The 22,202-nt window shown below is 55.4% G+C and carries 19 protein-coding genes; 16 read left to right on the forward strand and 3 right to left on the reverse strand.

The genetic code is table 11. The annotated features are described in order from the left end of the window. Window positions 1-614: 614 nt before the first annotated feature. Window positions 615-1,607, reverse strand: a complete 993-nt coding sequence (locus LKE08_RS23955) for a glycosyltransferase family A protein (protein ID WP_324706792.1) — start codon at window positions 1,605-1,607, stop codon at window positions 615-617. Between the two features lie 96 nt (window positions 1,608-1,703). On the opposite strand from LKE08_RS23955, the gene LKE08_RS23960 reads away from it, so the two are divergent. The 3 genes from LKE08_RS23960 to LKE08_RS23970 all read left to right on the forward strand — a co-directional run bounded on the left by LKE08_RS23960 (window position 1,704) and on the right by LKE08_RS23970 (window position 3,758). Next, window positions 1,704-3,158, forward strand: coding sequence for a hypothetical protein (locus LKE08_RS23960; RefSeq protein ID WP_324706793.1), 1,455 nt, complete (start codon window positions 1,704-1,706; stop codon window positions 3,156-3,158). 135 nt (window positions 3,159-3,293) lie between these two features. Beyond that, window positions 3,294-3,494, forward strand: coding sequence for a hypothetical protein (locus tag LKE08_RS23965; protein WP_324706794.1), 201 nt, complete (start codon window positions 3,294-3,296; stop codon window positions 3,492-3,494). A 3-nt stretch (window positions 3,495-3,497) separates the two neighbouring features. Continuing rightward, window positions 3,498-3,758, forward strand: coding sequence for a type II toxin-antitoxin system PemK/MazF family toxin (locus LKE08_RS23970; RefSeq protein WP_324706795.1), 261 nt, complete (start codon window positions 3,498-3,500; stop codon window positions 3,756-3,758). Between the two features lie 117 nt (window positions 3,759-3,875). On the opposite strand, the gene LKE08_RS23975 is transcribed toward LKE08_RS23970, so the two are convergent. After that, the gene (locus LKE08_RS23975; RefSeq protein ID WP_324706796.1) at window positions 3,876-8,045 is read right to left on the reverse strand and encodes a tetratricopeptide repeat protein; all 4,170 of its coding nucleotides are present in this window, start codon (window positions 8,043-8,045) and stop codon (window positions 3,876-3,878) included. Window positions 8,046-8,098: 53 nt separating this feature from the next. Beyond that, window positions 8,099-8,950, reverse strand: coding sequence for a DUF4384 domain-containing protein (locus tag LKE08_RS23980; RefSeq protein ID WP_324706797.1), 852 nt, complete (start codon window positions 8,948-8,950; stop codon window positions 8,099-8,101). A gap of 223 nt (window positions 8,951-9,173) precedes the next feature. Here LKE08_RS23980 and LKE08_RS23985 point away from each other — a divergent pair, with 223 nt between their 5' ends. From LKE08_RS23985 to LKE08_RS24045, 13 genes are all read left to right on the forward strand, one after another. Continuing rightward, a complete protein-coding gene (locus tag LKE08_RS23985) occupies window positions 9,174-9,608 on the forward strand; it encodes a hypothetical protein (protein WP_324706798.1) in 435 nt (144 codons plus the stop codon). A 73-nt stretch (window positions 9,609-9,681) separates the two neighbouring features. After that, the gene (locus tag LKE08_RS23990; protein ID WP_324706799.1) at window positions 9,682-9,942 is read left to right on the forward strand and encodes a hypothetical protein; all 261 of its coding nucleotides are present in this window, start codon (window positions 9,682-9,684) and stop codon (window positions 9,940-9,942) included. A gap of 827 nt (window positions 9,943-10,769) precedes the next feature. Then, window positions 10,770-11,231: a ribosome maturation factor RimP gene (rimP, locus tag LKE08_RS23995; protein WP_324706800.1), complete on the forward strand. Its 462-nt coding sequence runs from the start codon at window positions 10,770-10,772 to the stop codon at window positions 11,229-11,231. A 71-nt stretch (window positions 11,232-11,302) separates the two neighbouring features. Further along, complete coding sequence (nusA, locus tag LKE08_RS24000; protein ID WP_324706801.1) at window positions 11,303-12,556, forward strand: transcription termination factor NusA; 1,254 nt, start codon at window positions 11,303-11,305, stop codon at window positions 12,554-12,556. A gap of 69 nt (window positions 12,557-12,625) precedes the next feature. After that, on the forward strand, window positions 12,626-12,892 hold the full coding sequence (locus LKE08_RS24005; RefSeq protein WP_324706802.1) for a YlxR family protein: 267 nt from the start codon (window positions 12,626-12,628) through the stop codon (window positions 12,890-12,892). Window positions 12,893-13,304: 412 nt separating this feature from the next. Next, window positions 13,305-16,433 (forward strand): translation initiation factor IF-2, encoded by a 3,129-nt coding sequence (infB, locus tag LKE08_RS24010; RefSeq protein ID WP_324706803.1) that lies wholly within the window; start codon window positions 13,305-13,307, stop codon window positions 16,431-16,433. A gap of 108 nt (window positions 16,434-16,541) precedes the next feature. After that, on the forward strand, window positions 16,542-17,213 hold the full coding sequence (locus tag LKE08_RS24015; RefSeq protein ID WP_324706804.1) for a low-complexity tail membrane protein: 672 nt from the start codon (window positions 16,542-16,544) through the stop codon (window positions 17,211-17,213). Window positions 17,214-17,399: 186 nt separating this feature from the next. Beyond that, the gene (locus LKE08_RS24020; protein WP_324706810.1) at window positions 17,400-17,615 is read left to right on the forward strand and encodes a hypothetical protein; all 216 of its coding nucleotides are present in this window, start codon (window positions 17,400-17,402) and stop codon (window positions 17,613-17,615) included. A gap of 81 nt (window positions 17,616-17,696) precedes the next feature. After that, window positions 17,697-17,987, forward strand: a complete 291-nt coding sequence (locus LKE08_RS24025) for a cupin domain-containing protein (RefSeq protein WP_324706805.1) — start codon at window positions 17,697-17,699, stop codon at window positions 17,985-17,987. A gap of 222 nt (window positions 17,988-18,209) precedes the next feature. After that, window positions 18,210-19,127 (forward strand): circadian clock protein KaiA, encoded by a 918-nt coding sequence (locus LKE08_RS24030; protein ID WP_324706806.1) that lies wholly within the window; start codon window positions 18,210-18,212, stop codon window positions 19,125-19,127. A 56-nt stretch (window positions 19,128-19,183) separates the two neighbouring features. After that, on the forward strand, window positions 19,184-19,498 hold the full coding sequence (gene kaiB, locus LKE08_RS24035) for a circadian clock protein KaiB (protein ID WP_324706807.1): 315 nt from the start codon (window positions 19,184-19,186) through the stop codon (window positions 19,496-19,498). Window positions 19,499-19,811: 313 nt separating this feature from the next. Next, window positions 19,812-21,374, forward strand: coding sequence for a circadian clock protein KaiC (kaiC, locus tag LKE08_RS24040; protein WP_324706808.1), 1,563 nt, complete (start codon window positions 19,812-19,814; stop codon window positions 21,372-21,374). A gap of 613 nt (window positions 21,375-21,987) precedes the next feature. Further along, window positions 21,988-22,202: reverse transcriptase domain-containing protein (locus tag LKE08_RS24045; RefSeq protein WP_324706809.1), on the forward strand; the 215-nt coding region annotated here is incomplete at its 3' end.

Here is a 22,202-nt window from a genome sequence, read left to right on the forward strand (position 1 = left end):
GACCCGTCGAGTTCCCTTGTCCGTGCCATCCGTTTTCCAGAGTTGATTTTTATCGCCCTGAGTGACCGAAAAATAAACCTCATTACTGAACTCACCTAAGAGGCTCAAGTTGGAACTTCTTTTGCCAGGGGTAATATCCTTGATCAGTTGAGGTATGGATTCTGCCATGATGACAATCCTCAGCGTTTTTTGCAATTCTATCAAGTCCGCCTGATTATCCTACATAAACCCGGCATCGCCAATCGGGTTGAGTCCCAGAGCCTACGGCGATTCTGACTACCGTAACGCGGTCGGCGATCGCAAGAACTTGATCTGATAATTCGATCCTACACTTGTTGCTCAAAAAAATCATTTTATTTTACTTTTTTTAACATGAGTTCGACGAGAACGGTTCCGAAAAAAAAATCATTTTATTTTACTTTTCTTAACATGAGTTCGACGAGAACGGTATGACCCGATGGGTGTGCGATCATGGAGTCGTGCGCGATCGCGGATCGGTGCGTAATGGCGCGAGAATCGGTACAGTGGCGGATGGAGGGCGTTGCGATACCATCAACGGTTTTCTCCATCACTCTCGACAATTTTTAATCGAGAATGAAACAGCCCTGCCCAGATCAAGACGATTTTGGAGAAGCGATCGCCCACTCGATCAACCCCTGCCACTCCGGCGACTTGCACAGGGCATCCACATCCAAACTCTCCCCCACACCCTCCGAATAGTGGCCGAAACTCTCCACCCAATCGATCGCAGTCTCCACCGGTAAAAACGGGCTGTACTGCCACGATCGCTTCAAATACTCCGCCATTTCAACGACAAATCCCGTGTGGTACAAATACCAGGAACTCCACACCAGGGTACTGTAGCGAACCCAATCTTCGATCGCCTGAATTTCAAAGGGAATATCCGGCAAATTAAAAAACTTCTCCAGCACATAATTGATCGATTTCGCCTGGGAAACCCCGTCCCGCATCGTGTTGCGATCGTGCTGGCGGTAACACACCGTCGATCGCTTCAACCAAGCACTCCGAAACCCCTTCAACGCCAGACGCAAAATCAAATCCACATCCTCCGCGTGGGCCAATCCCGGCTCGAACCCCCCCGCCGCCTCCAAAGCCTCCCGCCGGAACATCAGCGTCCCCATCGTCCCCAACGGTTTCCACCGCAGCCACATCTCCAAATTCAACTCCGGGACCAGTTCCCAGGGTTTCGCATCCATCAGCGGTTCCCCCGCCTGGTTCACCCGCCGCCAGCCGCTGTGGACGATCGCCAACCCCGGATCGGCCTCAAATACGGCCATCTGGGCCGCCAAAGTCTCCCGAAAGAAACAATCATCCGCATCCAAAAAAGTGATAAACTCACCTCGGGCGAGGCTCAAACCGTGATTTCGCGCCACCGAGACGCCCCGATTGTCCTGGTAGACGTAGCGGACCCGATCGCGGTACGGTGCGACGGCTTCCCGCGTTTGGTCCCGGGAGCCGTCATCGACGACGATGATTTCGTGGGAAGTCTCCGTCTGGTCCAGCACGCTTTCGATCGCTTCGGCAATGTAGCGATCGCAATTGTACGCCGGAATGACAACACTGATGCGGGGAGAGGATTCAGACATCGGATCGAAGGAAATGAAACGTCCTTAAAGTTCAGTTTAATCCAATTTGAATCGGACTTTCGTGCATGAGGTCGCCACCCAAACCACTGCTGCCCTATGTCACCCAAAAAAAAAACCACCGTTCGCAAAAAACGCCTGGGCTTTTGGATAGAGCGGGGGATGGCAATTTTGGCCGTCCTCAATTATATCCTGGTCTTATTTAACCTGACTTATGTTCCCTGGCGCGACTTTTATTTCCGCTATTTTCCCCAACTCACCCGCCTCTACGACCCCATCAAGGGTATCGAACCCAACCGCGAAACCCAGAATTATTTGGAAACCGTCGAAGCCCTGCAAGTCCAGGTCGTCCAAACCGGACTCGCCTCCGCCCCCGCCGAAGAATTGCTGCGGGATTTGCAACAGCAGAGCGTGGAAATGATCGACACCGACCCCTTCGCGGTAGCCGACAAAAGTGGCGCGTTGGAGAAAATCAAAAATCGGATGCGCGATCGCATTCCCAACCCGGAAGACTCGGCCAAACAAGCCTTCGTCGCCTTTTGGAGTCCCGAATATTTGACCGAACAGGGATTTCAAAAACAGATGGAATGGTTCGAGGACGAAATCGAACCCGCGATCGCCCGCAATTATTATCGCAGCATCGGAGAAAACGGGGACTACATCAGCCACTTCTGGAAAATCGACCTCCCCTTCGTCCTCATCTTCCTGGCCGAATTTCTGCTGCGGACTCGCATCATCAGCGGTCGATTCAAAACGGTCAGTTGGCTCGATGCCATGCTGTGGCGTTGGTACGACGTGTTTCTGTTCATTCCCCTCCCGATCGCCCGGATCTTGCGAATTATCCCGGTCAGTGCGCGGTTAAATCAGACCAAGTTGGTGAAGTTGGGTCGGGTTCGCGCCCTGGCCAGTCGGGGGTTGGTGTCCTCCTTCGCCGCCGAACTGACGGAAGCCGTCATCATTCAATTTATCAACCAACTCCAGCAGGAATTGCGGCGGGGAAATTTGGCGCAACGCATTTCCCAATCGCGACGGCAACGTTATCTCGACATCAACGACGTCAACGAAATCGAAGCGATCGTCACCCGGTTAATTCAACTCACCGTCTACCGCGTCATCCCCCAACTCCACGACGACATCGAAGCCCTGTTGCGCTACAATATCGAGAGTCTGGTGAAAGCCTCTCCCATGTCCCGAAACCTCCAACAAATACCGGGATTTGAAACCCTCTCAAAAGATCTGACCGATCGCCTCGTCACCCAACTCACGGATCTGGCGTCCGAAGGCCCCCAAGACGCCTACGAAAACATCCGCGACGCGATGGAAGATCCCGTCGGCACCCAACTCACCAACCAACTGGTGCGCGACTTCGGAAAAATCCTCTGGCGGGAGCTCAAGGGCGATCAAATCCAGGACATCGAATATCTGCTGGTGGACTTTTTGGAAGAAGTCAAACTCAACTACGTCCAGCAAGTTGATGAAGACAACTACGAGCAGGTTTTGGCGGCCATCCAGGAACGCCGGAAACTCGAAGGAATGATCGACGAGGAGGATTGAAAACATCTAGAAACCGGGTTTCTATTAATATCTCTGCGGGGAACCAAAAACCATTCTAGAAACCCGGTTTCTTTCTCAACAGCGAAGTTTTAGATCTATCCATTGTATTTTCATCGAGTTGGAGTATCATTTGAAATGACGACGACAAAAATTCAAGAAATTTATACCCAAGTGATTCAAAAATTACCTCCCCGAGAACGGCTACAGTTAGCCGCACTCATTCTCAATCGCTTGGTGACAGGTGAAGAGGTTGATGAAAGTGAGACTTGGACAGAAGAAGACCAACTCGATTTGGTGACGTATGCCTTAAAATATGCGGATGATGGGGAGTTTTAAGAAGTGAGTTTTAATCCGAGTGATGTCGTCACGGTTGACTTTCCAGGCGTCCGGGGCATCAAGCGTCGTCCCGCCGTGATTGTGTCCTCACAAACCTATCATGCCAATCGCCCAGATGTAATTGTCGGGTTGATTACCACGCAAACTGCTGGGTTGGGCATCACTGATTATGTCCTCCAAGACTGGGAAGCGGCAGGCTTGCGGTCTGCTTCTGTATTTCGGTGTTTTTTTGGTGACATTGCCTGCCTCTACAAATTTGGTTAAAATCGGACAGTTATCAGAACGGGATTGGCAAGGGGTTCAGGCCTGTCTCAAAATTTCCATTGCCGATTTTGGGAGTCAAAAATAATTGTAGGGGCGCAAGGCTTGCGCCCTCGGGAATTAATTCCCAAGCGGTTTCTTCCCCTCCGCCGACAACTCCACCGACAGCGGCCCAATCTCCCCCTGCAACACCCAGGCGCCCCAAAAATAGGGACTCGACAAAGGACAATTCTTATCGGCAAAATTCAAGTTACATTCATCCTTCAACTCCTGCAAAATCTCCCGCCCCAACGGGAATTGCCGCAGTTCCCCCGCCCTCACCGTGCGGATGTCCGACTGGGCGCCCGAGAGGGCGTCGGCCCGTCCCAGTCCGGCGTCGAGGTGGTGGAAAAACCGTTCCATCAGATACACCGTAGCGCGGGCAGGAACGGACCAAAGACTCATCACCTGGCTTTTTGAACCGGACACCACAAACGCCCGCCTTAACCCCCCTACACTGTCTCCAGAAGCGACTTCACCGAGTCCCGTCTGACAGGCAATCAGGGCGCTGAGTTCGTTGCCCCACAAGTCCAAAGCGGCAATGTCTTGGGCAAACAGAATCCCTTTGTTTCCGTCTGGGAGTTCGCCTCCCTGGTTCCAGACATTGGCCCCCGCGAGGGCAATTCCTCCCCGATACATGGGATTATCGGCATCTGCGGCATCCAAGCGACTGGCGATGGGATGTTTGGCAAGATAGTCTCGAATCAGGGGGACAAATTCCCGCATCCGTTGGGCAACTGGGGGATGCTTCGATTCCCAGACTTCGGCAAACTGTTCTAGCACTTCCACCAGTTGCAAACTCATGAGGGAGGGATGTTGTTCAAAGCATTGGGTTTCGGTTTCCGGTTTGGTGTTGAGTAGTTTACGAATCAACTCCAGATAGGGTTTTTCCGCAGTGCGATAAAACCCGTGGGTGGCAACGGCTAAAATGCGGGGACAGTTGCCATGAGTCAGATGGAGGGAGAGGGCATTTTGGCGGAGGTAAGGGGCAACGCCTAGGAGTTCCCCGGCACGAATCCCGAAAAGGTCGGTTCCCACTGCGCGAGAAAAGCCGGATAGGGTGGGGAGGGGTTGACTGTTGCTATCCTCCTCGCCTTGCTGCTTCCCACTGCCTTGCTGCCTGGGTTCGGTTCCATTCCAGTCGTAATCGGGGTCAGCCAGAATGGTGGCGGGACAGATTTTCAGAGGGCGATCGCTAATTTCCTGGCGCAACAAGTCCCGTCCGCTATTCAGATAACTGATTCGGTATTTGTCCCCGATATAGTGGCTGTTGCTGGCAGGGGACAGAGGCAAAATCTGGAACGGCAGCAGATTCAGGTTACTATCTGGGGCGAGGAAGCAGTGGGAGACAGAGGGCAATGCCTCGATTAAGGGTTGACATAGGGTTTCCTGTAGCTGTTGAATCGGTGAAACCGGGGTAGGAACAGAAGCGGGGTTACGACGCGCACCGAGGTTGTCTTCCCAACCCACAAACCCACGGCGAAATGCTTTAATCAGCTTATCCAGGGGTTCCGCTTCCCCTAAATCCACCAACCGTACCTGTTCCGGTTGATGCGCCATCACCACAAAAGCGATATAGCGGTCTTCCTGCCATTTTTCTCCCTTCGGTACACCCAAATCATGGCGTTTGAAACGGACGAACTCCACTAGGGCTGAACCCTCGGGAAGTTGCGCGGCAACCAGATTGCGGTTCACTTCCTGTTGGCTCAGTTGCAGTTCCGGGATTTCTTTGGCGAGTTGTTTTTCTAGGTTTTCTGAATCCTGTTGAAGTTTGCTCAGGCGCTTACGGTGTTCCGCTATCTGAGTGGGGTAGATTTCAGGATGGTCAGGGTCAGGACGCGGTGGGTTATAGGTGGCTTCGAGGAGTCGTTCATTGCATTTTTGCCATTCTCGAAATAGGGTTTGAATTTCTGCTGAGTAACGTCCGCTATAGATGGCAGCATTTTGGGCAGCAAGGGCGGCAGTGGCGATCGCTTTCCGTCCCAACACGGCATCTAAGGCAGCACCAACGGCTTGGGTGTCATCTCGAAGATGTTGCCAAACTAGGGTGAGGAATGCGTAATAAGTGCCCGATTTTTTTTGCAAATATTCGCGGCGTTCGCGGTCTGAACTGGTGCTGAATATGTAGCGCAGGCGTAGGGTTTCCGACTCTAAAGCGGCTTGAAACTGGTTAAATGCTTCGGAGTATTTGCCCTGAGAATGGTGCAACAAAGCCAGGTTACTCAGGTGGGTGGCGAGTTGGGGATGGTTTTGGGGTAAGGCGATGCGGTCGATTTTCACCGCTTCTTTGTACAGGTGTTCGGCTTCGGCGTATCGCCCTTGAGAATGGTACAACGAGGCGAGGTTGTTGAGGTGGGTGGCCAGGGAAGGATGGTTTTGGGGTAAGGCGATGCGGTCGATTCTCACCGCTTCTTGGTACAGGGGTTCCGCATCTTGGTAACTCCCTTGAGAATAGTACAAATTGGCGAGGTTGTTGAGGTGGATAGCCCGGTCATAATGGTTCTCGGGTAGGGCGATGCGGTCGATTTTCACCGCTTCTTTGTGCAGGGCTTCGGCTTCGGCGTATCGCCCTTGAGCATGGTACAACGAGGCCAGGTTGTTGAGTTCGGTGGCCAGGGAAGGATGGTTTTCGGGCAGGGCGATGCGGTTGATTTTCACCGCTTCGAGAAACAGGGGTTCGGCCTCGGCGTACCGCCTTTGAGAATGGTACAACTCGGCGAGGTTGTTGAGGTTCTGGGCCAGGTCAGGATGGTTCTCGGGTAGGGCGATGCGGTCGATTCTCAACGCTTCGAGAAGCAGGGGTTCGGCCTCGGCATACCGCCCTTGAAAATAGTACAACCCGGCGAGGTTGTTGAGTTTATTGGCCAGGTCAGGATGGTTCTCGGGTAGGGCGATGCGGTCGATTCTCAACGCTTCTTGGCACAGGGGTTCGGCCTCGGCGTACCGCCCTTGAGAGGAGTACAACCCGGCGAGGTTGTTGAGGTGGGTGGCCAGGGAAGGATGGTTTTCGGGCAGGGCGATGCGACTAATTTTCACCGCTTCGAGAAACAAGGGTTCGGCCTCGGCGTATTGCCCTTGAGAGGAGTACAACCTGGCGAGGTTGTTGAGGTTCTTGGCCCGGTCAGGATGGTTCTCGGGTAGGGCGATGCGACTAATTTTCACCGCTTCTTTATACAGGGGTTCGGCCTCGGCGTACCGCCCTTGAGACTCGTACAATCCGGCGAGGTTGTTGAGGTGGGTGGCCAGGGAAGGATGGTTTTCGGGTAGGGCGATGCGGTCGATGCTCACCGCTTCTTTATACAGGGGTTCGGCCTTGGCGTACCGCCCTTGAGACTCGTACAACCCAGCGAGGTTGTTGAGGTGGGTGGCCAGGGAAGGATGGTTTTCGGGCAGGGCCATGCGGTCGATTTTCACTGCTTCTTGGTACAGGGGTTCGGCCTCGGCGTATCGCCCTTGAGAATAGTACAAATTGGCGAGGTTGTTGAGGTGGATAGCCCGGTCAGGATGATTCTCGGGTAGGGCGATGCGGTCGATTTTCACTGCTTCTTGGTACAGGGGTTCGGCCTCGGCGTACCGCCCTTGAGAACGATACAACTCGGCGAGGTTGCTGAGGGGGTGAGCCCGGTCAGGATGGTTCTCGGGTAGGGCGATGCGGTCGATTTTCACCGCTTCGAGAAACAGGGGTTCGGCTTCGGCGTACTGCCCTTGAGACTCGTACAACCCAGCGAGGTTGTTGAGGTCGCTGGCCAGGTCAGGATGGTTCTCGGGTAGGGTGATGCGACTAATTTTAAGCGCTTCTTTGTACAGGGTTTTAGCCTCGGCGTACCGTCCTTGAGAACGGTACAAATTGGCGAGGTTGTTGAAGCTGGTCGCAACATTCGGATGTTGCTTTCCCCACTGTTCTAGCGCCAGTTTAACCGCACGTTCCGCCAGGGGAATGGTTGCCGCATGTTGTCCCTGCTGGTACAGTTGCATGACTTTCTGCATCAGTGTTTCCCAACTCTCAGAGTTCTCAGAGGTTGCAGCGTCTAAAAAATGGGATTGCAGTTGTTGGGCAAAGTTATCTAACCAGTCAGCGGCGTTATCTTGTTGCTGACTGCGAAGATACTGGCTATAGGCTGCCATTATGAGCAATAAACTTTCATCCAAAAGGTGAGCATTTGCTTCCAGGATTGCTAATTCTTCCCCATTCGCACAAGCCAGTAACTGCTTAATGTGTTGAACGTATTCCTGAATCCGTTGTTCATCCATAATTTTTTAAACCTCTCAAAAACTTCGACACAAAAACACCAAACAGAAAATCTTCAAACCACCTCATATTCCGTATAGAGTAACCGCGCTTGGTTCGTCTTCACATACTCGAACACCTCTTGTAAATGCAACAGTTGCAACTCCATTGCCTCCCAACGACTCTGTTTCAACCATTGAAAAGGCGGACTCTGAGGAGTCAGCAAAGCTATCCACTGTTCCTGACCTAATTCTGTGGCGGCAAAAGTCGGATAGGGGGCGGACTCTTGGGGGATTTTCTCGATATTGCGGGATAACAGCGTGTTCGGTGCATACTCCGAGGGACACAAACAGACCACTGTCCCGTTGGGTTCTCGTTCCAACAAGGTCAAATGTGCTGCTGCTGTCAGGTTAATCTCTAAAATCACCTCGCTATTTAACCCGACCTGATCCTTATAGTCTTTAGACGGTTCCCGACGCGCCCCCAAATTCGCTACTGCTAGTGTTTCGGGAGCTTCAATAAACCCCATCTGTTGCGTCCGTTGGGACTGCTGGGAGAGTTGTTCCCACAACCAAGAACCATATTGCGTCTGTGCCAACCACTGCCGCGCCGACAGCCAGAGTTTTTTATCACCCTTTTTGTAGCTGAATCCCCACTGCTTCAAAGTGTTGCAGATTTCCTTACTCCAAGTTTTCCTCGTATTCTCTGCCAGTTTTAATCGCTCTTCCTCTTCGGTCACGTTTGGGTTGAGCGATTTTGCAATGCCGAGCCAATCGAAATCGAGGTTATCCTTGGCTAGTCGCTCCGTGAATATACTGTCATGGGGAAATTGCAGACCGAGTTTATCCGCAATATCACGCAAAAAATCCGCTTCGTGTTGCTCGGGAATCTCCATCGCTTCGATAACCCTGATATTGAAGGCTTCCATATTATACCTCTGTGCAGCGCGATTAATTTGTTCCCATTCTAAATTCTGTTTTCCGGCAGTGTCTAGGGTTTGCGAAGGATTGGGCGACATCATGCGACATCCCGCGACATCCCGCGAAATGATGCGACGTGGCGCGACAAACCATTAAGAATAAACGACAAAAGCTCTTGTCAGATTATCTCGAATTTCGCCAAACTGTAACTATCGAATTCAACGCGAAGTCATGGAACACATCGCCAACATTTTACCCCATGTCATTCCCAATGCAACGATCGCACAAAATGGCCCGTTATATCCGCTGGTGGAAAATGCGATCGCCGCTTCTCAAACCCGCCCCGATATCCTTCCCTACGCCCTCCGCTGGCACATTCCAGCTAAAAAATATCCCCAGGCGAAACATTTTATCGAGGAGTTGACGCGACCCGCCGGAGGTTACAACGCGACTTTTTCCGATGGCAATTGGCTCAATCCAATCGATAAAACTTGGGTTCCGGAGCCCATCCTTCTCATTCAATCGTTCATGACCCTCGACGTTTTGCAGCAAAACCTGGCCAATATGCTGCGGGTTTCCTATCGCATGGGACAAGCACTCGGAGAAAGCGCGATCGCTCTCGAAATTCTCAGCAATAATATGATGTTCCTAATCCCCACGGATTAGAACGTAGCCACACCGAAAACCGCCCATTTCAACCGGGCGGTTCGCATTGTTTTTTACACCAAAAGAGGTTATAATGATTGTGTGTCCTTACAAAGAAATGAAAAACTTGGAATCGCTCCCCTGTACCCGCGAAGAACGGGGCGGCTGGGTGTACTGTTCCTTTTGCGGTCAAAAGATGCGGCGAGAACTGCTATTCGAGCCCGTGGATAGTTTGATCGGATTTTGTGCGATCGCACTCATTTTCCTAGTCCTGGCGAACTCCCTCGGAAACAGTTGGAGAACCCCGGAACCTGTCAAAACGAGCGATCGCACCCCTTCTCTGACATCCGATTAATATCCAATACCTAGAAACCGGGTTTCTACCAATATCTCGATGGGGAACCCAAAACCCTTCTGGAAACCCGGTTTCTGACTCCCCGGAACACCATTATATGGCGGCACATTTTCCCATGCTGTTATGGTATGTCAAATCGGAGAAAAAGTCAAGCCAAAATCCGATAACTCTAGAAACCGGGTTTCTACCAATATCTCAGTGGGGAACCCAAAACCCTTCTAGAAACCCGGTTTCTTCCTCCCCACCGATAACTCTAGAAACCGGGTTTCTACCAACATCTCGGCGGGGAACCAAAAACCCTTCTAGAAACCCGGTTTCTGACTCCCCACCGATCGCTCTAGAAACCGGGTTTCTACCAACATCTCGGCGGGGAACCAAAAACTCTTCTAGAAACCCGGTTTCTGACTCCCCACCGATCGATCTAGATCCCGAAACCCTCGGGCGGGCCGATCGGCAACTGCAAACGGCGGCAAACGGCGATCGCACCCCCGCGCCCTTCCTTGGGACCCTTCGCAGCGGAAAAGAGCGATCGCCCCAAATCCCCCGGATTCCCGACATTCCCCCCGCCTCCTGACAATCGGGCAAATCCTGAGCTACACTGATAACCTAAGAAGTTGAGGTGCAGGGGGCTCCTGGGCTTCTCGTGAAGGATACCGTTTCATCTGGAAGTGGGTGAAGCCCACTTTTTTTAGTGGCAGGATTTCTAGCGAGAGCCGATCGCCTCCGAGTTTTGGCAACTCGCGCACCCGACTCCCAGATCCCCGTCGGGCGATCTCCCACCGGACGAGATCGGGCCGACGTTTTACCGTTCGACGTCAACATCGACTATGGTCCACCCCCTGATACCCAAAATTATCGACCTCGCCACCCCAGTCGCCGAGCCCCTGGGGTTGGAAGTCGTGGGGGCAATGTTTTACACCAACCAAAAGCCTCCCGTGCTGCGGGTAGACATCCGCAATTTGGAGCAAGACACGAGTTTGGAAGACTGCGAGCGCATGAGCCGCGCCTTGGAAGAACAATTGGATGCGACGGATGTGATCCCCGACTCCTACGTTTTGGAGGTGTCGAGTCCCGGCGTGTCGCGGTCTCTCACCCGCGATCGGGATTTTGTCTCCTTCAAAGGATTTCCCGTCACCGTCACCACCTCCGAACCCTACAAAGGACACAAACAGCACAGCGGAAAGCTGATCCGCCGGGATGAGGAAGCCGTGTACCTCAACCAGAAAGGGCGGCAGGTATCCATCCCCAATCCCCTCATTATCGAAGTGCTGCTCGACGAAGGCGGGTGAGGCTTTCCGTCCCATCCCAAACACCCCTCTCAAATTATCGATTGAACTCATAACGACAAGGAGAAATCATTATGTCAATGGTCAGCTTGCCCGGACTCAAAGATATGATTCAAAATATCTCCCAGGAGCGAAACCTGCCCAAGCAGGCCGTCGAAGATGCCCTGCGGGAGGCCCTGCTCAAGGGATACGAGCGCTACCGCCGCACCCTGGAGATGGACACCCAATTCAGCGACGACTACTTCGACAACTTCGACGTAGAACTCGACGTCGAGGAAGAAGGATTTCGCGTCCTGGCCAAAAACCTCACCATCGTCGAACAAGTGAGCAACCAGGATCACCAGATCGCCCTCAAAGACGTGCAGGAGGTCGCCCCCGAAGCCCAGCTCGGCGATACCGTCACCCTCGACGTCACCCCCGAACAGAACGAATTCGGGCGCATGGCCGCCATCCAGACCAAACAGGTCCTCGCCCAAAAATTGCGCGACAAGCAGCGCCAGATGATCCAGGAAGAGTTCGCCGAACACGAGGGCACGGTCCTGCAGGCGCGGGTGCTCCGTTTTGAACGCCAGTCCGTAATCATGGCCGTCAGCAGCGTCTACGGCCAGCCCGAGGTGGAGGCCGAACTGCCCAAGCGGGAACAGCTCCCCAACGACAACTACCGCGCCAACGCCACCTTCCGGGTGTATTTGAAGCGCGTCTCCCAGGGGTCCCAGCGCGGCCCGCAGTTGATCGTGTCCCGAGCCGATGCCGGACTGGTGGTGTACCTGTTCGCCAACGAAGTCCCCGAAATCGAAGATGAGGTCGTCCGCATCGTCGCCGTGGCCCGGGAAGCCAACCCCCCCTCCCACTACGTCGGACCCCGGACTAAAATAGCCGTCGATACCCTTGATCGCGACGTCGATCCCGTCGGGGCCTGCATCGGGGCGCGGGGATCGCGGATTCAGGTGGTGGTCAACGAGCTGCGGGGCGAAAAAATCGACGTGATCCGCTGGTCCCCGGATCCCTCGATCTACATCGCCAACGCCCTGAGTCCAGCCCGGGTGGACGAAGTGCGGCTGGTGAACCCCGAGGAACGGCGCGCCCACGTCCTGGTAGCCGAAGATCAACTCAGCCTGGCGATCGGCAAAGAGGGCCAGAACGTCCGGCTGGCGGCGCGGCTGACGGGGTGGAAAATTGATATCAAGGATACGGCGAAATACGACGCGGCGGCAGAAGATCGAAAAATTGCCGAAGAACTCAGCCGCCAGCGGGGCGAGGGAGAACCCGAACCGGAGGAGGAAATAGACGGGGAAGAAGTCGCGGAAGAATCCCAAATCGGAGTTTAGGGAGGGGAGGTTGCCAATTTTCGGTTGCCGTCAGCCGTTGTCGTCTCGCCGGGAGGTTTTCCCGATCTCATGCCATCCAATCTCCGCCGCTGCGTCACCTGTCGCCAACTGGCACCGAAAGAAACCTTCTGGCGACTGGTCCGGGTTCACCCATCCCATCGGGTACAATTGGATGTGGGCATGGGTCGGTCCGCTTACGTTTGTCAAACAGACGAATGTCTCAAAGGCGCTCAAAAGAAGAACCGACTCGGACGGGCGTTGAAAGCCCCGGTGCCCGAAGAACTCTTTCAAATCCTGTGGCGGCGACTGGCCGCCCGCTCTCAGCAGGACGGGTGAGATATAAAACTCTCTATTCAATCTGACGGACAATGTCGGGCCAAATTTGAGGAGGTGATGACCGCAAAATTTCAATCGTCGAAGCCGAACTCCGCTCCGCATCTCTCCGCATCCGGCGGGATCGGAGCGCTGCCCCCACCGGGGGCTGGCCGGGGACTCAAAATTGTGAACTCGTCCAGGGAGTGCGTCGGGTCCGGGCATGGCGATCGAGATGAAAGTGGTACAGTAAAAACGGTGCCGTTGATGAAATGTCTCCATCCGATCCGGCGCAGCTCCAATGGGGTGCGGGTCGGACAAACCGGTTCCGTATCGAGGGACGACACTCATCAAATTCGGGCGATCGCAGTTGTAGACCCCAATAAAACAATGTCAGTATAAGTAAAAACGGGTTGGTACGAAGAGGGAAGTGTGGATGAACAACGTCAAAGTCAGGATTTACGAACTCTCACGAGAATTAAATTTGGAGAACAAGGACATCTTAGCCGTCTGCGAACGGCTCAACATTGCAGTTAAAAGCCATAGCAGTACAATTACAGAATCGGACGCCGAGCGGATCGAAAAATATGTCGCCACCCATCCGATCGTCAGCGAGCCGGAGGAGGGAGGCTCGGCGACAGGCCCGGCTCAATCCGGCGGGTTCCCGTCGGGGGAGAAAAAGAAACAGCAAATTCTAGAAATTCGCCGGCCCAACAAAATTCGTCTCGAACACCACCACCCTTCCGAAGGGTCGGAGTCCGAGGCGAATGCCGCGCCGGTCGCCACTCCCCCCAAACCTCCCAACTCCCAACCATCTGCCCTCAAGTCTGAAACGAATCCATCTGAATTGTCCAAACCGAACACTTCCCCCCAACCCCCCCGGAAGCCAGAAAACGCCCCGGACAACGGGGCCAGTTTTGCGGCCGACCGAGACACCCCGACTCCCTCTGAGAAACCGACCCCGCGGCCTTCTGAAGCCAAGTCGGAGGCCGAATCCCCGAAACTTGTCGCGCCACCCGTCAGACCCGTGTCTCCATCTCCCAAATCTTCCCAACCGCCGCGCAAACCGGTGTTGAAACCGAACAAACCGAGTCCCAAAGCGGGCGACGCCTCCGACGGCAACCAGAAACCGCCGGAACGGCCGGCGGCCAAGCAAAAACAACGTCCGGCCCCCGCCGAGCCCGCCGAGAAAGAGAAAGAGAAAGAGAAAGAGATCCGGGAGGTGAAAAAGCGCTCTCCGGCCAAACCCGCCAAGCCGGTTCCCGAATTGCAACCCCCGCCGGCGCGGCAGCCGAAACGCCCCGTCAAAGGTGACGCGCCCGAGGTGGAAGAGGAAACCGAACTCGAGACACCGGATTTGGAAGACGACACCTTGGAGGTGAATCGGCCCAAACGGGGGCCGACTCTGAAGCGGCCCCAACCCCTGACCCCGCCGAAGAAGCGGCCGGGCGGCATCGACGAAGACGAAGACGAGATCGACGAACTCTCCGACAAGGCGGGGAAAGCAGCCAAAGCCAAGGTGAAGCGTCCCCGGATCAAGCCCGTCATCGAAGATGAGGAGGACGAGGATTTTGACAACATCGGCAGCTCGTCCTCGGATTCAGCCATCCTGAGTATGTCCCTGGCGCGGCCACCGAAACCCAAGGACGCCGAGGGTTCCGGGCGATCGCCGGCCGCCTCCGGTTCCGGGGCGCGGGGTCGCAAACCCATGCCGTCCCGGCCTTCCGCCGGCGGCGGTGGCGGATCAGCCGCCGCCGGGCGCCGGGCGCAGCAGCCCAAGCAGCCGGATCGCCCGGAGCGCCTGGTCGTCCGGGGGCCGATGACCGTCCAGGAACTCTCCCAAGCCCTGGGGGTCCCGGAAACGGAAATTATCAAGCGCCTGTTCTCCCGGGGGATCGCCGTCAACATCACGGAAACCCTCGACTTCAACACCATTTCCACCGTGTGCGAAGAATTGGCCGTGACGGTGGAGACCGAGGAACAGCGGTCGGCCGCCGAAAAGCCGGATAACATCTTCAACGCCGAAGACCTGGAGAATCTCCAGCGCCGCCCGCCGGTGGTGACGATCATGGGCCACGTAGACCACGGGAAGACGACCCTGCTCGACTCGATCCGGAAAACCAAGGTCGCCCAGGGAGAAGCGGGCGGCATCACCCAGCACATCGGCGCCTACCACGTGGACGTGGAAAACGAAGCCGGCGAAATGCAGCAGGTGGTGTTTTTGGATACCCCCGGCCACGAAGCCTTCACGGCCATGCGGGCGCGGGGCACCCGGGTCACGGATATCGCCATCCTGGTGGTGGCGGCCGACGACGGCGTCCGGCCCCAGACCATCGAGGCGATCAGCCACGCCAAAGCGGCGGGAGTGCCCATCGTGGTGGCGATCAACAAGATGGACAAGGAAGCGGCCCAGCCCGACCGGGTGAAGCAGGAATTGATGGAACACGGGCTGGTCCCCGAAGAGTGGGGCGGCGAAACCATCATGGTTCCGGTGAGCGCCATCAACGGGGAGAACCTGGACAGCCTGCTGGAAATGCTGCTGTTGGTGGCCGAAGTTGAAGACCTGTACGCCAACCCGAACCGGTTCGCCAAGGGGACGGTGATCGAAGCCCACCTGGACAAGGCCCGCGGCCCGGTGGCGACCCTGCTGGTGCAGAACGGCACCCTCCGCGTCGGGGACGTGATCGTGGCGGGTTCGGCCCTCGGGAAGGTGCGGGCGATGGTCAACGATCGCGCCGAACGGGTGGAAGAGGCCAGCCCCTCCTTCGCCGTCGAGGTGTTGGGCCTGCGGGATGTCCCGGCCGCCGGGGACGAGTTCGAGGTGTTCGAGAGCGAGAAAGAGGCCTCAGCCCTGGCCTCGGGCCGGGCGGATACCGAGCGGCAGTCCCGCCTCCTCCAGGGACGGGTCAGCCTCAGCGCCCTCTCGGCCCGGGTTCAGGAAGGGGAACTCAAAGACCTCAACATCATCCTCAAGGGCGATGTCCAGGGGTCGGTGGAGGCGATCGTCAACGCCCTCAAGAAACTGCCCCAGAAGGAAGTGCAACTGCGGCTGCTCCTGGCCGCCCCCGGGGAAGTCACCGAGACGGACATCGACCTGGCCGCGGCCAGCGACGCGGTGCTGATCGGATTCAACACCACCCTCGCCCACGGCGCCCGACAGGCAGCCGACCGCGCCGGCGTGGATATCCGGGAGTACAACATCATCTACAACCTCCTCGACGACATCCAGGCGGCGATGGAGGGGATGCTGGAACCGGAACTGGTGGAAGAACCCTTGGGTCAGGCGGAAGTGCGGGCGATCTTCCCCGTCGGCCGCTCCCGGGTCGCCGGGTGCTACGTCCAGTCGGGCAAGCTGATCCGCAACTGCAAGATCCGCGTCCACCGGGGCTCCCAAGTCCTCTACGACGGCTTCCTCGACTCCCTGAAGCGGATCAAAGAGGATGTCAAGGAGGTTAACGCCGGCTACGAGTGCGGGATCGGCACGGACAACTTCAACGATTGGACCGAAGGCGACAGCATCGAAGCCTACCGGATGGTGACGAAGCGCCGCACCCTCTCCATGTAGGATCGGGCTCGGGTCGCGATCGCCGTCCCCATCTCCGGACACCGAGGTGGGGGCGGTTTTGTCTTATCATGAAGCTGGTAAGCCGACCGGAGGTCAGGAGAATTGGCGATGCGACGATTTAGACTCGATCCCTTTTTGTGGATTCATTTTGCGGGGCTGGCGACCCTGCCGATTTGGTTTGGGTTGTGTTTGTTCGGGTTTGCGGTGGGCTACCCCCTGCTCCCCGTGGGGGTGGAGTTCTCCCTCGTCGCGATCGCGGGTATCCTGCCGATCCTCTGGATGCAGTGGTTCCGCCCGTTTTATATTTTCAGTATTTTGGTCGTCGCCATCCGGCCGGAGCGGCTCGCCGACGAACAGCGGCGCATTTTGGCCGGCTTCAAAACCCAGCGACAGCAGGGGTTGTCGTCGATCACCCCCATTTTGCTGCTGCCCGTCCTTTGGCAACTCTACGGCGTCGCCCCCCTGGCGGCGGAGGTGGCGTCCGGGTTTTCGGAATGGCGCCCCTTGGGCCTGGCGATCGCGGCCGCGGCATTTTGCGGGGCCAACCTGTTCGCCCAGGTGCCGATGAGCGTCGTGGGGATCTTCCTGACACCGGAGTCCGAATTCGCCAACCGCGAACCCCTGTCCCCCCCCCAAATTCGCCAGGGATTTACGATCGTCGGGGCGCGGGTCGATCGCATCTGGCCCGTTTCCCGGGAGACGGCGGAGCCGGCCGACCCGGAACCCCCCGGAGCGGGAACGTCAGAATCTCCTGACATCGATCCAGCCGAATCGGTATAATTGTAAAAATTGTTAACAAAATTGGCCCGGAACCCCGATGGGGTGCTGCCCATTACCGTGAATTTTTGTGAAAATGTAAATAGAGTTTACAGATCGTCGCCCCGCCTCTCAGATGTCCCGGAAATGGGGGCTGAGGAACTCGGCGCCGGCTGTGGCTCTCAACTGTCGTTTCGTTGGTGTACCGTGATGGCGAATTCCACCCCAACCTTCTGGAACCCCCATGCCGCAATGGAGCGTCGGGACTCTCAAATTTGGTCCGATCTCAAACGCGCGATCGCGACGAGTTCCGGATTTCAGCGCTGGCAGGTCGATCGCGAAGACGGGCAACGGCTCCGGCATCTCAGCCTTGACCAACAGGTGCGGGCTTACTTGCGGGAAACCCTGGAAACCTTGGCCTACTGAGGCGATCGCATCCCGTGGGAGCCACTCACGGCACAAGCCGGCCCCGCTCCCATGCCTGTGTCACTCGAAGGAGCGCAAATCATGTCTGCCCCACAACTCGAAACCATTCGGGTTCAACATCAACCCTCCCCGGAACACCTCCGACAACTCGGCGTATCGGACTGGCCGATTTGGACGAAAGGTGTCTCGGAATTTCCCTGGACTTACGACGAAGCCGAAACCTGTTACTTGTTAGCCGGGGAAGTCACCGTCACCCCCGACGGGGGCCGGCCGGTGGAACTCAAACCGGGCGACCTGGTGACATTTTCCCGGGGACTCTCGTGCACGTGGACGATCCGCGCCCCCGTCAAAAAACATTATCAGTTCAGTTGAATCAGATCGGATCGTGGGTCCGGGCGATTCGGGAGACCTTCACCGGTATCCGCCGAATCGCGCCGGCTAAATTTTCGATGCCGAATTGCTACGCGACCGGGCCATGCCGGGGTCGCCGAGTCGTCGAAAAGCCGTGATTGATAATATACTAAGATTTGCCGGTGTTAAGCGTGAGTAAGAAAGGGAGAGGGGGCTCTGACTGATACGGAATCTGAAAACCTAATGTCAGCTTCGACCCACGTCTGGAGTCCGCAGCTATCGATTTGTCTGTTCGTGCCATCCGTAGAGCTGGCCCGTCTCGTGCTGTCTTCTTTGCTCGACGACCATTATCTCGTCGTCGAGCTTCACGCGGCCGAGGAGCTGGTCGAATACGTGGCCCAACACAAGCACCAGCTCGACTGCATGATTCTGGAGCAGTGTCCCGCCCTGACACCGCAGGTCCACCAACTGCAACAGCGCGCGATCGCGATCCCGACCCTGATCATCCGCCCGACGGACGGGTCGCCCGAGGAGGAAACGCCGGGATCTCCATCTCCCCCCACAGAAACCGAGATGCAGGAGAATTACCTCGTGCGATCGACGGAAGTCCAGGTGCGCCCCAGACAACTGCATCTGATCCGAGGATATATCGACAAAGCCATCAGTCAGTTTATCACCCAGGCCGTCACGACCCGCTTGAGCGACGAGTCATCGCCGACCGACACCCCGAGCGAGTTGACCAATTTTATTGTCCGCCAGCAGCGACGGCTCGCGGACAAATTACACGAGCGATTAGGATACCTAGGTGTGTACTATAAGAGAAATCCTCAAAACTTCCTGAGAAATCTGCCGATGGCAGATCGACAGGAGTTTTTGGACCAGCTCAAATCGAAATATCGTCAAATCGTTTTAAGTTATTTTTCAAATGATAGAAATTTGAATAGTAAAATTGACGAATATGTTAACATGGCATTCTTTGCCGATGTCCCGGTGACTCGGGTGGTGGAAATTCATATGGAGTTGATGGATAATTTTTCCAAACAACTCAAACTTGAGGGGCGCAGCGAGGATGTTTTGCTTGATTATCGACTGACCCTAATTGATACTTTGGCTCATCTGTGCGAGATGTATCGTCGTTCGATCCCCCAAGAGACACGGTGAGGAGGAAAAAGAATGTCTGTTGACCCCAAAACTTACACCTGAAACCTACAGATATTATGAGTCCACTGAAGAAGACCTATGTTCTCAAACTCTACGTGGCGGGGAACACTCCGAACTCAGTGCGGGCGCTGAAAACCCTCAAGGATATCCTCGAACAGGAGTTTCAGGGAGTTTATGCCCTCAAAGTGATCGACGTTCTCAAAAATCCCCAACTCGCGGAGGAGGATAAGATTTTGGCGACGCCCACATTGTCCAAAATTCTCCCGCCGCCGGTCCGTAAAATCATCGGCGACCTTTCCGACCGGGAGAAAGTTCTGATCGGGTTGGATTTACTTTACGAAGAGTTGGAAGACGAAGATTCCAATTTCTGAGCGGCTCGGCGCCATCGACCATCGCGCCCTTCCCCGCGTCAACGCCCAGGCCCGGATGCGACGGTGCGATCGGACTCGAGGGCAGACCGGGAACTGCACGTCCGACGACGGGGCTTTCAACGCCTCCGTACAGGTCGGATGACGTGCCCTTCCGTGCCGGATGTCGGGCCATCGTACCCCGGAGTCGGCCGCTACAGGTTGGCGACCCGTTCTGAGGCTCCGCCCGTCACGGCCCGACCCAATTTTGTGGTAAATATAAACAACGGTTATATAGAATGGTGAGATTGGAGCCAAGTTTTTAACATCAACAATTATGAGCGATAGCAATCAAGAAGCGCAGTCGAATGGGCGCAAGCTCATCAGTGTCCAAAAAATCCGAACCATGATCGAAGGGTTCGACGATATCAGCCACGGGGGGATGCCGGCAGGCCGTGCAACGCTGGTGAGCGGAACGTCGGGTACGGGAAAAACGCTGTTTGCCATCCAATTTCTTTACAACGGAATCATCAACTTCGATGAGGCGGGAATTTTTGTAACCTTTGAAGAGTCCCCCACCGACATTATTAAAAACGCCGCCAGTTTCGGATGGGATCTCCAGGAGTTGATCGACCAGGGCAAGTTATTTATTCTCGACGCATCTCCCGATCCAGAAGGTCAAGATATCGTCGGCAATTTCGACCTTTCGGCTTTGATCGAGCGGATTCAGTATGCCATCCGCAAATACAAGGCAAAACGGGTTTCCATCGACTCAGTGACGGCGGTTTTTCAACAGTACGAAGCGGCCGGCGTCGTCCGGCGAGAAATTTTTCGGCTGGTCGCCCGTTTGAAACAGGTGGGAACCACCACCATCATGACCACGGAGCGGGAGTCGGAATACGGGCCGGTGGCGCGGTTCGGGGTCGAGGAATTCGTCTCCGACAACGTGATGATTTTGCGGAACGTGTTGGAGGGAGAACGCCGCCGCCGCACGGTGGAAATCCTCAAATTGCGCGGCACCACCCACATGAAAGGGGAATATCCGTTCACCATCACCCAAAATGGCATCAGTATTTTTCCCCTCGGCGCGATGCGGCTCACCCAGCGTTCTTCTAATGCCAGGGTGTCTTCCGGCGACACCACCCTCGATGAAATGTGCGGCGGCGGTTTCTTCAAGGATTCAATCATTTTGGCGACCGGAGCGACGGGAACCGGAAAGACGTTGTTGGTCAGCATCTTTGTGGATAACGGCTGTCAAAATAACGAGCGTGCCATCCTGTTCGCCTACGAAGAATCCCGCGCCCAATTGCTGCGAAATGCCAATTCTTGGGGCATCGATTTCGAGGAGATGGAGCGGCGGGGATTGCTGAAAATTCTGTGCAGCTATCCCGAGTCTACGGGACTCGAAGATCACCTGCAGATCATCCGGTCGGAGATTTCCGAGTTCAAGCCCTCCCGGATCGCGATCGATTCCCTTTCCGCCCTGGCTCGGGGGGTGAGTAGCAACGCATTTCGGCAGTTCGTGATCGGGGTGACGGGGTATGCAAAACAGGAAGAAATTACCGGCTTTTTTACCAACACGACCGACCAATTTATGGGATCGCACTCCATTACGGATTCCCACATTTCCACGATCACGGATACAATTCTCATGTTGCAATACGTGGAAATTCGGGGGGAAATGTCCCGGGCGATCAACGTGTTCAAAATGCGGGGATCTTGGCACGATAAAGGCATCCGCGAATATACCATTACCGAACACGGCCCCCACATCACCGACTCGTTTAGGGATTACGAACGCATCATCGGCGGTTCGCCCACGCGAATTTCGGTCAATGAAAAAAGCGAGCTGTCTCGCATTATCGAAGGGGTTCAGGGCGACAAAGAGGACTCCGACTAGGTGGGGACGGAAGGTTGACTTCCGTTTCCCGGGACGAATCTCAAAAGCCGACCCGCCCCAGCAACTTGAGTCAGCGACTCGTTGATGGGGCGGTCTGGTCTTGATGCTACACCCTTCCCTGCAACTCCCATTCCACCGCAGTACGGCAAGGACGAAGTTTCCAACCCAAATTTCTGATCACCGAAAGCCGACCGCCCTCGGTTCGTCGGATCGCGCCGAGAGTTGACGTTTGGCGGCGCGAAGGGCTATAGGATGGGAAGGAGTGCGATTCGTTCAGGAACGAAATAGGGCTGAAATGCCTGAAATAACTTCCTGATGGGGCTTTCATCCCCTCGGATGAATACAAGGGACACATCTCTGACTAGCTCCATAACTGTTTGTATGTACCCAAGTCTGTATCAGAATGATACAAAACGAGGCGGGAAACTCAAGGTCAAGGTATTCCGGAAAGATATGTATATCTTATGTTAAACCAAAAGATTGATAAGCAAACCGGAAAACTGAGAGTAACGGCGATAGCCACCCCCAGTTTCGGAACTCACAATCCCGGGACTGAAGCGGGGAACGGAAGGCATCACTAGAAGCCTACCCTGGTGACAGAGCCAAGCAAGCCTTGGTCAAGATGGCAATGGAACCCTATTGGGAACCTAAATTCGAGGGAACAAGCTATGGGTTTCGACCCGGACGCTCAACCCTCGACGCAATTGGCAGAATATATGTAGCACTCAACAAATCGAACTACTACGTGCTAGATGCCGACATTGCCAAATGCTTTGACCAAATTGACCATGACTACCTGCTATCCAAACTTCATTGTCCAACGACCAT

The organism is Lyngbya sp. CCY1209 (assembly GCF_035615495.1).
Classification (GTDB): domain Bacteria; phylum Cyanobacteriota; class Cyanobacteriia; order Cyanobacteriales; family Microcoleaceae; genus Limnospira.

Bases quoted from the DNA above. Each gene is read 5' to 3' on its own strand.
- LKE08_RS23955 (WP_324706792.1), bottom strand. From the start codon at position 1,607: ATGTCTGAATCCTCTCCCCGCATCAGTGTTGTCATTCCGGCGTACAAT.
- LKE08_RS23960 (WP_324706793.1), top strand. From the start codon at position 1,704: ATGTCACCCAAAAAAAAAACCACCGTTCGCAAAAAACGCCTGGGCTTT.
- LKE08_RS23965 (WP_324706794.1), top strand. From the start codon at position 3,294: ATGACGACGACAAAAATTCAAGAAATTTATACCCAAGTGATTCAAAAA.
- LKE08_RS23975 (WP_324706796.1), bottom strand. From the start codon at position 8,045: ATGGATGAACAACGGATTCAGGAATACGTTCAACACATTAAGCAGTTA.
- LKE08_RS23980 (WP_324706797.1), bottom strand. From the start codon at position 8,950: ATGGAAGCCTTCAATATCAGGGTTATCGAAGCGATGGAGATTCCCGAG.
- LKE08_RS23985 (WP_324706798.1), top strand. From the start codon at position 9,174: ATGGAACACATCGCCAACATTTTACCCCATGTCATTCCCAATGCAACG.
- LKE08_RS23990 (WP_324706799.1), top strand. From the start codon at position 9,682: ATGATTGTGTGTCCTTACAAAGAAATGAAAAACTTGGAATCGCTCCCC.
- rimP (WP_324706800.1), top strand. From the start codon at position 10,770: ATGGTCCACCCCCTGATACCCAAAATTATCGACCTCGCCACCCCAGTC.
- nusA (WP_324706801.1), top strand. From the start codon at position 11,303: ATGTCAATGGTCAGCTTGCCCGGACTCAAAGATATGATTCAAAATATC.
- LKE08_RS24005 (WP_324706802.1), top strand. From the start codon at position 12,626: ATGCCATCCAATCTCCGCCGCTGCGTCACCTGTCGCCAACTGGCACCG.
- infB (WP_324706803.1), top strand. From the start codon at position 13,305: ATGAACAACGTCAAAGTCAGGATTTACGAACTCTCACGAGAATTAAAT.
- LKE08_RS24015 (WP_324706804.1), top strand. From the start codon at position 16,542: ATGCGACGATTTAGACTCGATCCCTTTTTGTGGATTCATTTTGCGGGG.
- LKE08_RS24020 (WP_324706810.1), top strand. From the start codon at position 17,400: ATGGCGAATTCCACCCCAACCTTCTGGAACCCCCATGCCGCAATGGAG.
- LKE08_RS24025 (WP_324706805.1), top strand. From the start codon at position 17,697: ATGTCTGCCCCACAACTCGAAACCATTCGGGTTCAACATCAACCCTCC.
- LKE08_RS24030 (WP_324706806.1), top strand. From the start codon at position 18,210: ATGTCAGCTTCGACCCACGTCTGGAGTCCGCAGCTATCGATTTGTCTG.
- kaiB (WP_324706807.1), top strand. From the start codon at position 19,184: ATGAGTCCACTGAAGAAGACCTATGTTCTCAAACTCTACGTGGCGGGG.
- kaiC (WP_324706808.1), top strand. From the start codon at position 19,812: ATGAGCGATAGCAATCAAGAAGCGCAGTCGAATGGGCGCAAGCTCATC.